This window comes from Paenibacillus sanfengchensis (assembly GCF_036864765.1).
Taxonomy (GTDB): domain Bacteria; phylum Bacillota; class Bacilli; order Paenibacillales; family Paenibacillaceae; genus Fontibacillus; species Fontibacillus sanfengchensis.
In genome coordinates, this window is sequence record NZ_JBAGJC010000003.1 from 71,272 (window position 1) to 87,803 (window position 16,532).

A 16,532-nucleotide genomic window follows, 5' to 3' on the forward strand; every position below is an offset into this window, starting at 1 on the left:
GCGGTTTTTTTGTTCACTCCTAATAGAGGTTGTTGAACACGTACTATTATGCCGTCTTTACGACGAGGGAGGTTATTGGGATGACAGTGACATTTTCCGCTGCGAACCGCAAAGCGATGGTAGAAGCTATGAGGCAACAGCCGCTTGATCTTATTGTGATCGGCGGAGGGATTACAGGGGCCGGCATCGCCCTGGATGCGACGACGAGGGGGCTGCGCACGGCGCTGTTCGAAATGCAGGACTTTGCCGCAGGCACCTCCAGCCGCTCAACGAAGCTGGTGCACGGCGGTCTTCGCTACCTGAAGCAGTTTGATGTCAAAACGGTGTCCGAGGTGGGCAAAGAACGCGCCATCGTTTACGAGAACGGCCCGCATGTGACAACGCCGGAATGGATGCTGCTGCCCCTCTATCGCGGCGGTACGTTCGGCAAATTCAGCACGGGCATCGGCCTGCGCGTCTACGACTTCCTGGCCGGAGTCAAGCGCAGCGAACGGCGCCGGATGCTGCCGCGGCAGGAGACGCTGGCCCGCGAGCCGCTGCTGAAGCAGGAGGGGCTCGTGGGCGGCGGTTATTATGTGGAATATCGGACGGACGACGCCCGCTTGACGATTGAAGTCATGAAAGAAGCCGTTCGTGGGGGCGCAAAGGCTATGAATTACATGAAGGTCGAATCTTTTTTATATGAAAACAACAAGGTTGCCGGCGTGCGCGTGGTTGATCAATTGGACGGCTCGGCGTACGAATTCCGGGCGAAGAAAATCATCAACGCCTCGGGGCCCTGGGTCGACGAGCTTCGCGACAAAGACGGATCCAAGACCGGGAAGCACCTTCAATTGTCCAAAGGGGTCCATCTGGTCATCGATCAGTCGAAGTTTCCCTTGAAGCAGGCGATTTACTTCGATACGCCGGACGGGCGGATGGTCTTCGCCATCCCGCGCGACGGCAAGACGTACGTAGGCACGACGGATACGTTCTACAAGGCCGATCCTGTTCGGCCGGTCATGACGAAGGAAGACCGTGATTATATTATGGCGGCGATTCGTTACATGTTTCCGACGGTTCAGCTTGCCGAGTCGGATATCGAATCCAGTTGGGCCGGCGTGCGGCCGCTCATTTATGAGGAAGGGAAAAGCGCTTCCGAAATTTCCCGCCGGGATGAAATCTGGCAATCTCCGTCGGGATTGATTACGATCGCGGGCGGCAAGCTTACCGGCTACCGCAAAATGGCCGAAACGATCGTCGATCTGGTCATGCGGCTATTAAGCCGGGAGGAAGGATTGGCGTTCGTGGCGGCGAAGACGAAACACATGCCGATCTCCGGCGGCCATGTAGGCGGCTCCGACGCCTTTCCGCAGTTTGTTCGGCAGAAAAGCGAGGAAGGTGTTCGCCGCGGTTTGGATGCCGCGCTTGCCGAGCGCTGGGCGCGTCTGTACGGCTCCAACGTCGACCGGATCTTCGAACTGGCGGAGCGCCGCCGGGAAGACGCGGAACGGAGCGGACTGCCGCCGGAAATTCTCGTCCCGCTCCTGTATGCCTTAGACGAAGAAATGACCGTCAAACCGGTGGACTTCTTCATTCGCCGCACGGGCGCGCTGTTCTTCAACATCCGGTGGGTGCGCGAATGGAAGCAGCCTGTGATCGAATTTATGGCCTCCGCCCTCGGCTGGACCCTTAAGCAGCGCGATGAATATACGCAAGAGTTGGACATCGCCCTTCATCAAGCGGTCACTCCGCAGACGGAGCAGTGATCCAGGGCCCCCGTCCGCAGATGAACCATATTATATCCGGATCATTCTATTAGTATATGCTAGGCAATTATTGGATCCCAACGAAAATCGCGGCTGGGTAAATCTCCTTCCTTTCGATAGAATAGAGACAATAGATCGAAACGGTAAAGGAAGCCGCTACTGGTTGAATCCCAAGATCAAAGACCCCGAGCAGAAAAATAGGCCCCGCAGTTTACTTGCGGGGCCATCTTTTCGTACATCACCTCAAAAAATCTTCTTCTTATCCCGGTCGTCCTTCAAAATCTCCACGGATTCGCGGAACCGCAAACTGTGCACAATCTCCCGCTCGCGCAGGAACTTGAGGCCGTCCTGCAGGTCGACGTCGTCGGTCATGTCGATCAGCCACTGGTATGTAGCCCGCGCTTTTTCCTCGGCGGCGATATCCTCGTACAGATCGGCAATCGGATCACCTTTGGCCTGGATGTAGGCAGCGGTAAAAGGAACTCCCGAAGCGTTCTCATAAAAGAGCGCCCGGTCATGGGCCACATAATGGCTGTCCAGGCCGGCGGCTTTGAGTTCCTCCACGGTGGCGTCTTTAGTCAATTTATAGACCATGGTGGCGATCATTTCGAGGTGCGCCAGTTCTTCGGTGGCGATATCGTTAAGGACCCCGATCACTTTATCCGGGATCGTGTACCGCTGATTCATATAACGCAGAGCAGCCGCCAATTCGCCGTCCGCGCCGCCGTACTGCTCCATTAACAGCTTCGCCATATGGATATCGCATTTGCCGACCCGAACCGGGTATTGCAGCTTTTTCTCATAGATCCACATTGCTTCGTAGTTACCTCCTTTAGCTCTTTAAGTGCGGGCGGCAGGTTGTTATACCTGCCATGGCCACGGGGCCTGCGACCATTCCCACGGATACTTGGAAAATGCGCGTCCAAAATTTTGCAGTGGCCCGTAGAGTTGCTGAAAATGGTTTGCCAATTGCGTCCGCTCCTGGGTTAACTGGTTGAACTGCTGGATCGCAGCCAAATCGTCCGGATGGGTATCGAGATAAAGGTTCAGCTCGACAAGCACGAAATCCAGCGCCTGAAGCTTCTCTAATAACGCGTAGTACTCCGGATCGCAATGCGGTTTGGATGTGGAACTCATTTCATCACCGTCCTTTTCCCCATCTGGATTCATAGGGACTGTACAATGCGGGCCACAACGTGCCATGTCTCAAAGCTTCCTGCGGAGTGAACTGGGGCCAATTAGGCGGCTGAAAGCAAATATACAACTGCGGAGGCGTGCTGTATGTTTTGCATGTTATGGGTGGGCATGGATCGCATGGGCCGATAAATGGGGCATAAGATTGCTCATTCGGAAAACTCAATCTTGGTTCCTCCTTCTAAGGGATTCCATTTCTGCACGGGACAACTAAGCCCCCGGCATCCTCATCATTAACATATGACGTTCGCCCAGTTTCTGAACCCTATTTCCCGGGAAAAGACAAAAAAACGTCAGATCTTGTCCGTAAGATCTGACGTTTGCTCACGCTCAACTACTTATGCTTTTGTGTATGCTCACATCCTATACTTAGTAATCGATGCCATCTCTTTGCAAATTTCAAATGGAGCGCAGGTAAAGATATTTTTGTCTTTATCCATTGCCAGTCCAAACACGTCGGACTTTCCTAAAGTATAAAAGGTTAAATCAATTTCCCCTTTGGGCAACCTCCCCAAAAATGTGACGATCTCGCTTATATCAAAAAAACCATCCTTTGTTTTGACTAAGACAACACCGGATACTTCTTTTATAGTTTGATTTTGTTCTTTTACCGAAGGAATTGAAAAAAATAATCTAATTTATTTACTATAAACGGGGCTGTAAAAAGAAAAAGAACAAATACAAAAATACTTACAGATACTAAAAACTCACTTTTAGTTTTCTTTAATTGATATTGCAGTATTAAAATAAAGAAAAGTACAACGATGAGTTGTAAGATGATTAAACTTACTAAATAGCTTTTGGAGCTATAGCTTGAAAAAATTATACCGCCAATAATATAAGTACTACTTCCTCCTAATAATCCGCATAATATCACCAATAATGAGTTTATGATTCTATACCTATTCATTCAACCAGAGACTTCCTCTCAATCATTGAATTCCTGCATATCTGCAAGTTTTTTTCCTGTTCGGAACAAAAAATTCAAGATTCCTGCAATTCTGCAGGAATTTTCGACGACATAAGCTCATTTCTCTAAAATCGCTAGAAATATCTGCAGATTTGCATCTTTTTTCGCATACCCTCGTGGATCGGCCGAAATTCCTGCAGATTTGCAGCTTTTGGAGTTGGAAGTGCGCCCGGCACCTTGATAGCCGTGGACTTTTGATCACTTTGATATATTTTTTTGTCGTAAACATCCTTCCTATTTGATTTCATCCTCATTATTTATTTCGGAGTATAAACTTAATACCTTATAGCAAATTTTGTTGATATTTTCAGCACCTGAATCACATTCCCCAAGGGAAAAGACAAAAAAACGTCAGATCTTGTCCATTCAAGATCTGACGCCAATATTTCGCTCTCTACCGCCCCGGCTCAAACTCCTGCTGTCCCTTGCCGGCGGGCTTTTCCTTCGTAATTTTCACCCGGGTAATCCGCAGTCGTCCCGCTTCCGCCACCTCAAAGGTGACGTTTCCGACCGCCTTTTTCTTTCCTTTAGCCGGCATCCCGTCCAGCTCCTTGAACAGCCAGCCGCCGACGGAATCCACCTCGTCGTCTTCGATGTCGATGCCGATCAAATCATTGACGTCCTCCAACAGCATCCGCCCATCGACGGAGTAAACGCCCTCGGCCGGCATTTCCACCTCCGGCCGCTCATCCTCAAATTCGTCGTGAAGGTCGCCGACAATCTCCTCGAGAATAACCTCGACGGTCAACAGCCCGGCGGTTCCGCCATACTCATCCACGACCAGTGTCAATTGGGAATGCTTTTTCTGCATTAACCGAAGCACATGGCTGACCTCCATCGACTCCGGCACGTTCAGAATCGGCCGTGCCAGGTCTTCCAAATGGAGCGGTCTGCCCGGTTCGGGAAGAAGCAGGTCCGTAATATGCACGAACCCGATAATCTGGTCCTTATCCTCCACCGCCACCGGATAGCGGGAATGCTTGGTTTCCGCGACAATCCGCATGTTTTCCTCCCACGTCAGATTCGTGTAGAGGCAGTCCATGTCCGTGCGGGGCAGCATGACCTCGCGGGCCAGCATGTCGGAGAAATCGAAGATGTTGTCCATCAGCTTCATTTCATCCTTGTCGATGACCCCGCTCTTGGCGCTCTGGTTCATCAGGATGCGGATCTCCTCCTCGGAGTGGGCCGCTTCCCCTTCCCCCGCCGGCTCAATGCCGATGGCCCGGAGCATGCCGTTGGCCGCCGAATTCAACAGCCAAATGACCGGCAGGAACAGCTTGTAAAAAAACAGCAGCGGAGCCGACAGCCACAGGGAAGTCGCTTCGGATTTTTGAATCGCCAGCGACTTCGGCGCAAGCTCACCGATGACGATATGTAAAAATGTGATGATGGCGAAGCCGACCGCAACCGAGACGGTGGAGATCAAGGTCGGATCGGAGACGCCAAGCTGATGCATCAACGGCTCAATAAGCAGCTCCGACACCGCCGGCTCCCCAACCCAACCGAGCCCCAGCGAGGCAAGGGTAATTCCGAGCTGGGTAGCCGACAGGTAAGCGTCGAGCTTCTTATTGACCCTCAAAGCGTAGACTGCGCGGCGGTTCCCTTCGCTCACCAGCTGCGTCAACCTGGATTGACGCACCTTGACGAGCGAAAACTCCGCAGCTACGAAGAAACCGTTCAAAAACACGAGAATAAAAACGATCAAGAGATTAATAATGAGCTTGCCCCAATGAAATTCGGTATGTCCGTCAATGATGGCATAGTGCATGTAAATTGCCCTCTTTTCTATAGTGTGATCGCTTTACGGGATTTGAAGTCGATGTCCTTGTAATACATGTCGGCGACAAGCAAATTCGGCCCGCAGCAACCCGCTGCATCGCAGTGGCAGTTTACTTTTCGATTCAAGGGATGGTTGTTCAGCCAGTCGTCAAAGATCGCATCCAGCCCCGAGTCCGTTACGTTTCCAAACGCGGGAATGGCCGCGAAATCCGTCACGTACACGTCCCCCGTGAACATATTGACGTTCACCCGGTTGCGGCCGTCCGGGTCGTTGCGCACCGTGACGTTCGGCTCCCGGCGCAGCCGCCGCAGCAGTTCGGCGTCCTCCGGATTACCGTTGCAGGCGAAGAACGGAAGCGTGCCGAACAGCATCCACACCTCGGGGTCCCGCGCGTCGAGCAGGGAATGAATCGCCCGGCGCATATCGGCGAGCGGAAGAACCGGCAAGCCTTCGGCGAAATCGGCCGCATACATCGGGTGCACCTCGTGGCGGCGGCAGCCCATCTCCAGAATAAGCCGGTGGATTTCCGGAAGCTTGGCATGCGTTCGGTAGTTGATCATCGATTCGGCCGAAATGAACATCCCCGCCTCGCTTAATCTTGCCGCGTTCTCGATCATTTTATGATACATGCGGTAAGCGACGTCCGGATTCACGGCATGCCCGCTGCGCGCAAATCCCACTTCGTGAAAATCGCGCTCGCTCGTGTAGTTGAACGAGATATGCATCACGTCCAAATAGGGGAGCAGCTTCTCGTAACGCGCATAATCGAGCGTCAGGTTGGAGTTGATCTGTGAGCGGATTCCCCTCGCCTTCGCATACTGAAGCAGCGGCACGATCACCTCATCCACGGTTTGCTTACGGAAGGTCGGCTCCCCGCCCGTGATGCTGATCGTGCGAAGATGCTCCACCCGGTCCAGGGCGTCCAGCATGACCTTTAAAGGAATCATCTCCGGCTCACTCATCACCAGACTGTCCCCTACGGCACAGTGCTCGCAGCGCATATTGCACAGATTGGTCACCGTCATTTCCACGCTCGTCAGCACATGGCGTCCGAACTCCCGGAGCGAGACGATCGGGTCCCACGGGTCGTTGCCCGGGCTGATCTCCAACTGCCTGTTTCTATTATGGTTCTCCAAATTCAACATTTACTCACCTTATTTCTTTTATTAACCTAAAAAAGAAGAAAATGCACCCTAAGCGGTGCAGAATCTTCCTGGAAAGGATTCACCTAAGAGGCCGGTCTTAGACCGTCTTCTCCGTTTTATTCTCCATTCCGTCCACCTTGGTAATCATGATGGACAACTGACTCAACAAATCCAAATCGTAAGGCGATTTCAACTCCGCGCCGTAGGGATCCGTGATAACCCGGATCACCGGGCGGTGCGGGATTTCCTTATGGATTCTGACCACCACGCCCTGCTCTCCCGTGCTTAGCTTCACGGTCATGCCAAGCGGGTAGATGGCCACATGATCGCGGAACAATTCCAGTTTGGGCTTCTCGTACCATTCCCCGCAGCCGGTGTACAATACTTCCAGCGCTTGATCGGGGAGCATCGCCGGGCGGTAAACCCGGTGGGTCGTCATCGCGTCGTAAGCGTCCGTAATCGCAATCCAGCGAGCAAACTCGGAAATATTCTCCCCCTTCAAGCCGCGGGGATAACCCGTTCCATTAATCCGCTCATGGTGCTGGTAAGCGCAGTGAGCCGACTTTAACGGGATTCCCGGCTCATCCTTCAACATTTGAAAACCGATAACCGGATGCTGCTTGATCTGTTCGAATTCCTCATCCGTCAACCGTGAAGGTTTATTCAACAGCTCGAGCGGCAGCCTCGTTTTACCGATATCGTGGAGCATCGCCCCCAAGCCGAGCAGCGTCAATTCCTCCTTGCTGTACCCGTAAATCTGGCCGAGCAAAAGCGTATAGACGCATACGTTGAGCGAATGCCGATATAAGTAGTGATCCATGCTGTTAATGTTCATCATCATGATCATGGCATCTTCCCGGGAACTCAGGTCGTCCATTATGGATTCCACAAGACCGGTAAAAGCTTTGCCCATATAAGGATAAACAAGTCCTTTCATCGTCGGCTCCGTCAGCTTCCGAAAGCTGGTGCGGATTTCCTGCAGCGCCTTCCGGCGGGTTTCGTCTTCAATCAAGTCCTGAATGACCACATCCTCCGTCCGCATATCGGCCACGTAAACGTAATCCAATCCGTGTGCCCGCAAACGGCGAATAATCGTATCGCTTAACTCAGCATTCTCTGACAGCAGAATAATTCCATCTTCGTTGTATATCTTTTTTCCGAGCTTCATTCCGGGCTGTAAGGAGCTCACTGGGATAAGGCGCACAAAAAACCACTTCCGTCTCTCATTGTTTGCTGTTTCTCTGGTAGTAAGGTGAGGATGAAAAAACTTCTATCTATTATAAAATAGATTGACGTATTAGGAAATGCTCAAAGCGTTTAAACCGCACATTTTTTCCACCTCGGCAGGAAGCAGGTTTCCACCGCCCCCGCCGTCTGCAGTTCCATCCGCAACAGATCCCGCAAAAAATCCGGCAGCATGTACTGAGTTCCGGTTCCGTTTTTCAACCGTTCATAACCGATGCCGAACGTAAACATATCCAGAGTGCCGACCAGATAGTGTTGATCCGGGTCGACCGGAATCCCCTGCACACGGGCCTCGATAATCTTATGAAAAGGCCGGGCTTCCGCATCATACATGATCTCCATCCCGTCCACGCAAATGCCGCCGAGCACCTTCCCGCGGAAACCGTAACCGTAAATGGACTTGTGCGCATTTTCATCCAGGAGTGATTGCTCTAAACTGTAGAGGATGTCCTCCCCCCTCAAATGCATCCGGCAAGGGTTGATCGGAGAAGGGCAGCTCTCATGCAGCATGCCTTCGCTGATTTCCCCTGCAGGCAGATCCATCAGCAATTGGCCGCTGTTCACGAGTGACAGATCCGCTCCGGTATATCTTCGCACCGCCTGCGCCAGCAAATTGCCGAACGGGGATTCGGCGGTATAGCCGATAGGCAGCGCCCGATCATTGACCGCAACGGTCCGGTCCAAACGCCGTTTGGCGCCCTGCCTGTGAATGAAGATCGCTTTCTCGATACTCTCATTGACCCGCCCCTCTTGGATCGGAAGACAATGTCCCTCCACGATCACCGGTTTGCCTGGAGCCGCGGGATTTTTGCGGAACACGATCCGACCCAGGTAGTGTCCGAATTTCCCCGCCGCCGTAATCGCGGTGTTCCCGATCCGCAGCGGCTCCTCTAACAGGTGATGAGTGTGGCCGCCGATAATCAAATCGATGCCGGAAATCGTTTCCGCCAGCTCTTTGTCCACCGTCAGTCCGAGATGAGACATCACGATCAAGAGATCGACCTGGGGACGCAGCCGTTTCACCGACGCCGCGATCGTAACGCGCGGATCCAATGCTTCCAGTCCCAGCAGCTTGTAAAAATCCGGGTAAGAAGCGGTCGCTCCCACCAGCCCTACGGTAAAGCCGCCGCGGCGGAGAACAAGATGCTCCTTCGCCCATTTGGGCAGTTCTCCGGTGGCGAGATCGCGCAGGTTGCCGCACACCACGGGACAGGCAAGCCCGGCATAAGCCTGCTCCAGCAAATCCGGCGTAAAGGTCAAACCTTCATTGTTCCCGACCGTTATCGCATCGTAACCGGTCAGGTTCAAGATATCCACATTAGCCTGCCCCAGGGTTCCTTCCGTTTCCGGTGCGGCCCGATCCATATGATCTCCAATATCCAGCAGCAGCAGGGAAGTATCCGGAATGCCGCGCTGTTCGTCAATCATACCGGCGATCCGTCCCATCGCCCCGAAATGACTGTGCAAATCATTGGTATATATCACGGTTAGCGTTTCCTGGTCCGTCTCCGGCAGCATGTTGGGCCTCCTTGGTGTCATAAAATTGACGCAATACTGACACTTAATTATAAGGAATATTATATACCTTTCGTTTACGTATTGTCTTCCTTATATGATATATTATAAGGGCTAAAAATCCATTCCGAGGTGAAGTAACATGGAGCTTCAAATTTCATTATTTGCGGGCCTGGCCGACCGGATCGGCACGTCAAGCCTTCGATTTGCCTGCGAGGAACCCAACCTTACCGCCGGAAGGCTTAAACATCTGTTGGCCGAAGCGTACCCTTCCGCCGCCTCCTTGATCGACGTCTCATTTGTCGCCGTCAACCAGGAATACGCCGCCGCGGACAGCCCCATCGCCGAAAATGATGAAGTGGCGCTGATCCCTCCCGTTTCCGGAGGAGAAGACACGAAAGAACGATTCGGCTGCGAGTCCGAAGACGGCATGTTCGCCATTACCGACAGCCCGTTATCCATTGACTCCATTTCCAATAAAGTCATTACCGCCAATCATGGGGCCACTTTAACATTTATCGGCACAACGCGCGAAATGACGGAGGGCCGCCGGACGATTCATTTGGAATACGAAGCTTACGTTCCTATGGCCCTATCCAAATTACGGCAGATTGGCGCTGAAATCGGCGAGAAGTGGCCTGGAACCCGCTGCGCCATCAGTCACCGGGTCGGGGTCGTCGCTATCGCCGAAGCCAGCGTGGTCATCGCCGTCTCTTCGCCGCACCGCGCGGCCTGCTACGAGGCAAGCCGTTACGCGATCGAGCGGTTAAAGCAGGTCGTACCGATCTGGAAGAAGGAAGCCTGGGAGGACGGCAGCGAGTGGAAAGGTCACGGACTCGGCCCTTGGGACCCTTCGGCTCCGGGGACATTTTCCTAATTCCGGGACCTTTTGTCTCATCAAGAGCATTGTCATCCCAATTATTCCCTGCTATGATTAAGAAAAACTGCAGATTAACGAGGTGTCAATGTCCTTGAAAGTACATATTATGGATCTCAGTCCCGGTGATCGACTTGAAGCCGACGTCTTTAATAACTTTGGTGTTCTTGTTCTTCAAAAGGATAAAGAACTGACCAATGACGCGATTGTCAAACTTATGCAGCATGGCATCGATTTTGTCGACGTCGTCCCCCAAACCTCCAAGGTTCAAATTGCAGCCGCAAGCCAGCAGATTCCGGAGCATGTGCTTAAAGTTAAGCCTTATTTCAATGAGGCCGTGGACGGGTTTGAATCCATTTTTCTGGAAGCCTTGTCCGGGGGCACCTTTGACGAGGGGAAAATCAATCATTTGCTTACGCCGATGATGAATGAACTGGTTACCCAAAAAGACGTGGTATCCCTGCTTCTGCTGCTAAATGACAGCGACAATTATACATATAACCATTCCTTGCAGGTGGGAATGCTTTCTTATTATATCGCTTCCTGGCTGGGCTATCCGAAGGAGGAAGCTTTCGCAGCGGGAAAAGCCGGTTATTTGATCGATATCGGCAAGAGCCTTGTCCCCCAAGAGATTCTACATAAACCGGACAAATTGACCCCGGAGGAATTTGAAGAAATCAAGCGACATACGACTTACGGCCATGATATTATTTTAAAATCAACCGGAGACCCCCTGACCGCCCTCGTTGCTTTACAGCACCATGAACGGGAAGACGGAAGCGGATATCCGAAAGGAATATACAGTTCGGAAATTCATCCTTACGCCAAAATAGCCGCTGTCGCCGATGTATACAGTGCGATGACCTCCAACCGCGTTTATCAATCCAAACAAGAGTTCCTGTACGTATTGCGAGAGCTTAACAGCCTGAGTTTCGGAAAGCTGAGCCCGGAGCCGACCCAGGCGCTGATCCGCCACTTGCTTCCGAATTTTATCGGCAAACGGGTGCTGCTAAGCTCCGGCGAGATCGGTTCGATCGTCATGACGAATCAGACGGATTTTTTCCGGCCCCTCGTACAAACCGATACCCGCTTTGTCGATCTGTCCAAAGAAAAAGAAACTTCGATTTCAGAAGTCTATATGTGAGACAAACCTCATAACATGATAAAAAAAACAGCCCGTTCATCCGATATAGATAGAAGTAAGATCAGGAAGGTGGCTGAAATGAACAACATGCATGAATTAAAAATGGCGGTTACATTGGAACACCAAGTCGTCCTGACATTGGAGAACGGAGATTCGATCGTCGGATTACCCAAATGGTCCTCTCATCCCGAGAAAGTACAAGTCCGCACGGTTGAGGGAGCGGTATGGCTGATGCTGGATGAAATCAAACACGTCACGAGAATTATTCCGTTCCAGTGAGTATAGTACATAATTTTTCAGGCACAACAAACACGTGTCCATCTGCGACTCAACCTCGCAAACGGACGCGTGTTTTATTTTGCCCAACTGGAAATCATTTTGTGCGCTCATGGGGATGGTAAACTGATAGAAACAAATTATACAATTGAAGAAGACGAACTCAAAGAGTTCGCCTCCTATATGAAAAGATGAAAATTTGGATCGGCACAAAATCGGCACAGCCTCTATTGTCCCCGTTTCGACAAACACAAAGACCCTTGTTGCGGCAAGGATTTTAGGATATTACCCGATACTGCCTTCCATCTCGAACTTGATTAACCGGTTCATTTCCACCGCGTATTCCATCGGCAGTTCCTTGGTGAACGGTTCGATAAAGCCCATCACGATCATTTGCGTCGCTTCGGCTTCGGACAAACCGCGGCTCATCAGGTAGAAGAGCTGCTCCTCGGAAACCTTCGATACGGTAGCCTCATGCTCCAGAACGATGTTATCGTTCATGATTTCGTTGTATGGAATTGTATCGGAAGTCGATTCATTGTCCAGAATCAAAGTATCGCACTTGATGTTGGATTTCGCCCCTTCCGCTTGGCGTCCGAAGGAAGCCAGACCGCGGTAGGTCACTTTGCCCCCATGCTTACTGATCGACTTGGAGACGATCGTCGACGTCGTATCCGGCGCCAGGTGGATCATTTTCGCACCCGCGTCTTGATGCTGGCCTTTGCCCGCCACCGCGATCGACAGCACGCTGCCTTTCGCACCACGGCCCTTCAGCACAACCGCCGGATATTTCATCGTCAGCTTGGAGCCGATATTTCCGTCAACCCATTCCATCGTCGCGTTCTCTTCCGCAACCGCACGCTTGGTCACGAGGTTGTAGATGTTCGGCGCCCAGTTCTGGATCGTCGTATAACGAACACGGGCGTTCTTCTTACAGATGATCTCCACCACCGCGCTGTGCAGGGAGTTCGTGCTGTAGATCGGCGCGGTGCAGCCTTCCACGTAGTGTACGAAGCTGTCCTCGTCGGCGATGATCAGCGTACGTTCGAACTGCCCCATGTTCTCCGAGTTAATCCGGAAGTAAGCCTGCAGCGGGACTTCGCATTTCACGCCCTTCGGCACATAAATGAAGCTGCCGCCGGACCATACGGCACTGTTCAGCGCGGCAAACTTGTTGTCCGCCGGCGGAATGACCGTACCGAAATATTCACGGAAGATTTCCGGATGCTCTTTCAGCGCCGTATCGGTGTCCATGAAAATAACGCCTTGATCTTCAAGGTCCTTCTGCATGCTGTGGTATACGACCTCGGATTCATATTGCGCGGATACCCCGGCCAAAAATTTCTGCTCGGCTTCGGGAATTCCCAGCTTGTCAAAAGTTTCCTTGATTTCGGAAGGAACCTCTTCCCAAGTCTTCCCTTGCTTCTCCGACGGCCGAACATAATATTGAATATCGTTAAAATCCAGTTCGTCCAGATCCCCGCCCCAACGCGGCAGCGGCATCTTTTCGAACTGCTCCAGGGATTTCAGCCGGAAATTCAGCATCCATTCCGGTTCTTCCTTGATGCGGGAAATTTCCGTGACGATTTCGCGGGTCAAGCCTTTACCCGTTTGGAAAACCGCCTTGTGCTCATCCCGGAAGCCATATTTATACTCTTCCAACTCAGGCGCCTTCTTAGCCATGCTGCATTACCTCCTTAAGTTATGATTCTTCGTTGATCCCCTTCTTCAGGGCGTTCCACGCCAACGTCGCACACTTAATGCGGGCGGGAAATTTATTGACGCCGGACAAGGCCTCGATATCCTCGTAATCGTCGAATTCCGCGGGCTCCCCCTTCATCAGGGAAGAAAAACGCTCCGCGAGTTCCATCGCCTCGTTAAAGGTTCGCCCCTTGACCGCCTCCGTCATCATCGAGGCGGAAGACATACTGATTGAGCAGCCTTCCCCCGTAAAGCGAGCATCCTTGACGATGCCGTCTTCCACTTTCAGTTGCAGCGAAATGCGGTCTCCGCAGGTCGGGTTATTCAGGTCGACCGTCAGGCCGCCATCTTCAAACTTTCCGCGGTTGCGCGGGTTTTTATAATGATCCATAATGACACGGCGGTATAAATCGTCCAATTGCATTACGCGAAGTACTCCTTTGTTTGGATTAAAGCTTCCGCCAAACGATCGATGTCCTGTTCCGTATTATACAAGTACAGACTCGCTCTTGCCGTAGCACTCGCTTCCAGCCAGCGCATCAACGGCTGACAGCAGTGATGGCCCGCCCGGATCGCGATCCCCTGCGCGTCAAGCACAGTAGCCACGTCATGGGGATGCACATCGAGCAAATTGAACGTCAGCAGCCCGACCTCGCGTTTGCGCGGCCCGTACAGCGTGACGCCTTCAATCTCCGACAACCGCTCGATGGCATAAGCCGCCAGCCTGGTTTCATGCCGGTGGATTTCATCCAGACCGATGCCTTCCAGGAAGTCGATCGCTGCCGCCAGCCCAACCGCCCCGGCGATGATCGGCGTCCCGCCCTCGAATTTCCACGGAAGCTCCTTCCAGGTGGATTCATACAGGCCGACATCGTCGATCATTTCGCCGCCGAACTCAATCGGTTCCATCGATTCCAGCAGATGCTTCTTACCATATAGTACCCCAATCCCGGTCGGAGCGCACATCTTATGTCCGGAGAAAGCGTAAAAATCGCAATCCAAATCCCGGACATTGACCTTCATGTGCGGCGTGCTTTGCGCACCGTCGACCACCATGACCGCGCCGTACCGATGGGCGATTTCCGCCATCTCCTTAACCGGGTTGACCACGCCGAGCACGTTGGATACGTAGTTCGTGGCGACGATTTTCGTTTTGTCCGTCACCGTCTTCTCCACGTCCTCAATGGCGATATGGCCGTCCGGTTGGAGCGGAATGAATTTCAGCGTCGCCCCTGTCTTCAGCGCGAGCTGCTGCCACGGAATCAGGTTGCTGTGGTGCTCCATCTGCGTAATGACGATTTCGTCCCCGGCCCCTACGGCCGAAGGGCCATAGGAGGAGGCCACCAGGTTCAGCGCGGTCGTCGTACCGCGGGTAAAAATAATCTCCTCGGTGCGCGCCGCCCCGATAAACCGGGCCACCTTCTCCCGAGCGCCTTCATAGGCATCCGTCGCGCGGCTTCCCAGCGTATGGACACCGCGGTGAACGTTGGCGTTATCGTATTCGTAATAGCGCTGGAGCGCCTCCAGTACGACCCACGGCTTCTGGGAAGAAGCCGCGCTGTCGAGATAAACGAGCGGGTGGCCGTTGATCTCCTGGTTCAGGATCGGAAATTGCTCCTTAATCAGCTGCGCGTTCATTGACCCAACTTCCTTTCCACCAAGCCTTGCAATTGCTGCTGCAGCTGCTCCAGTGGAATGTCGGAAACGACCGGAGCGAGGAAGCCATAGATGATCAGACGCTCAGCCTGCTCGCGGGAAATCCCCCGAGACATCAAATAGTAGATTTGCTCCTGGTTCACCTGGCCGACGGAAGCGGCGTGACCCGCCTTAACATCATCCTCGTCGATCAAAAGAATCGGATTCGCGTCCCCCCGCGCTTTTGGGCTCAGCATCAGCACTTTTTCCGTCTGCTCGCCGTTCGCTTTCGTGGCGCCTTTTTCGATCTTCGTAATCCCGTTGATAATCGCGGTCGCCTGCTCGCGCATTACCGCACGGGTAATCATTTGGCTTTCCGAACTTTTGCCGAAATGAACCGCTTTGGTCGTGTAGTTCAGCTTCTGGGAGCCGGAACCGACCGCAATCACCTTCGCATCGGACAACGAGCCGTTGCCTTTAAGAATCGACAGCGTTTCGCTCGCGGAATCCCCGGCGTTCATTTCGCCGACGATCCATTCGATGCTGCCGTCATTGTCGATCACGGCGCGGCGGTTGATCAGGTCCGTCGTCTGTTCGTTCAGATGGTGCACCGTGGCAAATTGAACCTTCGCCCCGGCCTTAACGAACACTTCCGCCGCTCCGTTGTGAACAATTTTCCCTTCATAGGAACCGGAAATGTAATTGTCGACATAGGTGACGCGGCTGTTGCTGTCGGCCACGATCAAGACGTGCGGCGTAAATGAAGCCGATGGGTCGTCGATCAGGAAGATACTTTGCAGCGGAATCTCCACCTCGACATTTTTCGGCACGTACAGGAAAACACCGCCGTTCCAAAGCGCGGCATGCAGCGCGGTCAGCCGGTTTTCCTCCGGGTTGACCGCCGTATGGAGATAAGTTTTAACCAGATCGCCATGCTCGCGCACGGCGGTTTCCAGGTCGGTGAAAATAACGCCCTTGGCCGCCAAATCGGCGGACAACCGGGTGTAAACGACCGAGCTGTTATGTTGAACAAGCAGGTTGCTGTCCTCTTTCAAGTCCACCAGGGAAGCTACCGCGGCAGGCAGCTCCTGCGACAGGGCGGGACGGCCGGAACGCAGCGTTCCGAAGTTGCCCAGATCCCAGCGCTCGAGCTTCGTTTTTTCCAGCTTCGGCAATTCCAATTCCGCAGCGAGCCGGAGGCCGTTAACGCGGCTTTCGGTCAACCAAGCCGGTTCCCCATTGCCCGCGGAAGTGCTTTGCAGTGTATTCGGTTCTACCGGAAGAACGGTTTGAGTGGTCATC

15 protein-coding genes are annotated in these 16,532 nt (G+C 52.9%); 4 read left to right on the forward strand and 11 right to left on the reverse strand.

Annotation, left to right across the window (positions count from 1 at the left end; all coding sequences use genetic code 11):
• The first annotated feature begins 86 nt into the window (after window positions 1-86).
• Window positions 87-1,748 carry a glycerol-3-phosphate dehydrogenase/oxidase gene (locus tag V4U84_RS06575; RefSeq protein WP_334073984.1) on the forward strand — a complete coding sequence of 554 codons (1,662 nt, stop codon included), beginning with the start codon at window positions 87-89 and terminating at the stop codon, window positions 1,746-1,748.
• Between the two features lie 243 nt (window positions 1,749-1,991).
• Here V4U84_RS06575 and V4U84_RS06580 read toward each other — a convergent pair whose 3' ends face one another.
• The 7 genes from V4U84_RS06580 to V4U84_RS06610 form a co-directional block, all read right to left on the reverse strand.
• Entirely contained in the window at window positions 1,992-2,561 is a 570-nt protein-coding gene (locus V4U84_RS06580) for a manganese catalase family protein (protein WP_148450561.1), read from the reverse strand.
• 48 nt (window positions 2,562-2,609) lie between these two features.
• Window positions 2,610-2,885 (reverse strand): spore coat protein CotJB, encoded by a 276-nt coding sequence (locus V4U84_RS06585; RefSeq protein WP_334073896.1) that lies wholly within the window; start codon window positions 2,883-2,885, stop codon window positions 2,610-2,612.
• 4 nt (window positions 2,886-2,889) lie between these two features.
• Window positions 2,890-3,108 (reverse strand): spore coat associated protein CotJA, encoded by a 219-nt coding sequence (locus V4U84_RS06590; protein WP_334073895.1) that lies wholly within the window; start codon window positions 3,106-3,108, stop codon window positions 2,890-2,892.
• Between the two features lie 1,198 nt (window positions 3,109-4,306).
• Window positions 4,307-5,665, reverse strand: a complete 1,359-nt coding sequence (locus V4U84_RS06595; RefSeq protein WP_334073983.1) for a hemolysin family protein — start codon at window positions 5,663-5,665, stop codon at window positions 4,307-4,309.
• Between the two features lie 32 nt (window positions 5,666-5,697).
• Window positions 5,698-6,837, reverse strand: coding sequence for a radical SAM/CxCxxxxC motif protein YfkAB (yfkAB, locus tag V4U84_RS06600; RefSeq protein ID WP_334073894.1), 1,140 nt, complete (start codon window positions 6,835-6,837; stop codon window positions 5,698-5,700).
• Between the two features lie 97 nt (window positions 6,838-6,934).
• Window positions 6,935-8,041 (reverse strand): HD-GYP domain-containing protein, encoded by a 1,107-nt coding sequence (locus V4U84_RS06605; protein WP_334073893.1) that lies wholly within the window; start codon window positions 8,039-8,041, stop codon window positions 6,935-6,937.
• Window positions 8,042-8,154: 113 nt separating this feature from the next.
• A complete protein-coding gene (locus V4U84_RS06610; RefSeq protein ID WP_334073982.1) occupies window positions 8,155-9,597 on the reverse strand; it encodes a bifunctional metallophosphatase/5'-nucleotidase in 1,443 nt (480 codons plus the stop codon).
• Between the two features lie 142 nt (window positions 9,598-9,739).
• Here V4U84_RS06610 and V4U84_RS06615 point away from each other — a divergent pair, with 142 nt between their 5' ends.
• From V4U84_RS06615 to V4U84_RS06625, 3 genes are all read left to right on the forward strand, one after another.
• On the forward strand, window positions 9,740-10,474 hold the full coding sequence (locus V4U84_RS06615) for a molybdenum cofactor biosynthesis protein (RefSeq protein ID WP_334073892.1): 735 nt from the start codon (window positions 9,740-9,742) through the stop codon (window positions 10,472-10,474).
• A gap of 94 nt (window positions 10,475-10,568) precedes the next feature.
• Window positions 10,569-11,618 carry an HD-GYP domain-containing protein gene (locus V4U84_RS06620; protein ID WP_334073891.1) on the forward strand — a complete coding sequence of 350 codons (1,050 nt, stop codon included), beginning with the start codon at window positions 10,569-10,571 and terminating at the stop codon, window positions 11,616-11,618.
• A 78-nt stretch (window positions 11,619-11,696) separates the two neighbouring features.
• The gene (locus V4U84_RS06625; RefSeq protein ID WP_334073890.1) at window positions 11,697-11,897 is read left to right on the forward strand and encodes a hypothetical protein; all 201 of its coding nucleotides are present in this window, start codon (window positions 11,697-11,699) and stop codon (window positions 11,895-11,897) included.
• A 282-nt stretch (window positions 11,898-12,179) separates the two neighbouring features.
• Here the strand turns inward: V4U84_RS06625 and sufB are convergent, their stop codons facing one another.
• Genes sufB through sufD form a run of 4 tightly spaced genes read right to left on the reverse strand, consistent with a single transcriptional unit; the run spans window position 12,180 to window position 16,531 of the window.
• Window positions 12,180-13,577, reverse strand: a complete 1,398-nt coding sequence (gene sufB, locus V4U84_RS06630) for a Fe-S cluster assembly protein SufB (protein ID WP_334073889.1) — start codon at window positions 13,575-13,577, stop codon at window positions 12,180-12,182.
• A 19-nt stretch (window positions 13,578-13,596) separates the two neighbouring features.
• Window positions 13,597-14,019 (reverse strand): Fe-S cluster assembly sulfur transfer protein SufU, encoded by a 423-nt coding sequence (sufU, locus tag V4U84_RS06635; protein WP_334073888.1) that lies wholly within the window; start codon window positions 14,017-14,019, stop codon window positions 13,597-13,599.
• On the reverse strand, window positions 14,019-15,233 hold the full coding sequence (locus V4U84_RS06640; RefSeq protein ID WP_334073887.1) for a cysteine desulfurase: 1,215 nt from the start codon (window positions 15,231-15,233) through the stop codon (window positions 14,019-14,021). The genes sufU and V4U84_RS06640 overlap by 1 nt, the downstream gene beginning before the upstream one ends.
• Entirely contained in the window at window positions 15,230-16,531 is a 1,302-nt protein-coding gene (gene sufD / locus V4U84_RS06645) for a Fe-S cluster assembly protein SufD (protein WP_334073886.1), read from the reverse strand. The genes V4U84_RS06640 and sufD overlap by 4 nt, the downstream gene beginning before the upstream one ends.
• Window position 16,532 lies beyond the last annotated feature (1 nt).

Coding starts and splice junctions, on each gene's coding strand:
- V4U84_RS06580 (WP_148450561.1), bottom strand. CDS start 2,561: ATGTGGATCTATGAGAAAAAGCTGCAATACCCGGTTCGGGTCGGCAAA.
- V4U84_RS06585 (WP_334073896.1), bottom strand. CDS start 2,885: ATGAGTTCCACATCCAAACCGCATTGCGATCCGGAGTACTACGCGTTA.
- yfkAB (WP_334073894.1), bottom strand. CDS start 6,837: ATGTTGAATTTGGAGAACCATAATAGAAACAGGCAGTTGGAGATCAGC.
- V4U84_RS06615 (WP_334073892.1), top strand. CDS start 9,740: ATGGAGCTTCAAATTTCATTATTTGCGGGCCTGGCCGACCGGATCGGC.
- V4U84_RS06625 (WP_334073890.1), top strand. CDS start 11,697: ATGAACAACATGCATGAATTAAAAATGGCGGTTACATTGGAACACCAA.
- sufB (WP_334073889.1), bottom strand. CDS start 13,577: ATGGCTAAGAAGGCGCCTGAGTTGGAAGAGTATAAATATGGCTTCCGG.
- sufU (WP_334073888.1), bottom strand. CDS start 14,019: ATGCAATTGGACGATTTATACCGCCGTGTCATTATGGATCATTATAAA.
- V4U84_RS06640 (WP_334073887.1), bottom strand. CDS start 15,233: ATGAACGCGCAGCTGATTAAGGAGCAATTTCCGATCCTGAACCAGGAG.
- sufD (WP_334073886.1), bottom strand. CDS start 16,531: ATGACCACTCAAACCGTTCTTCCGGTAGAACCGAATACACTGCAAAGC.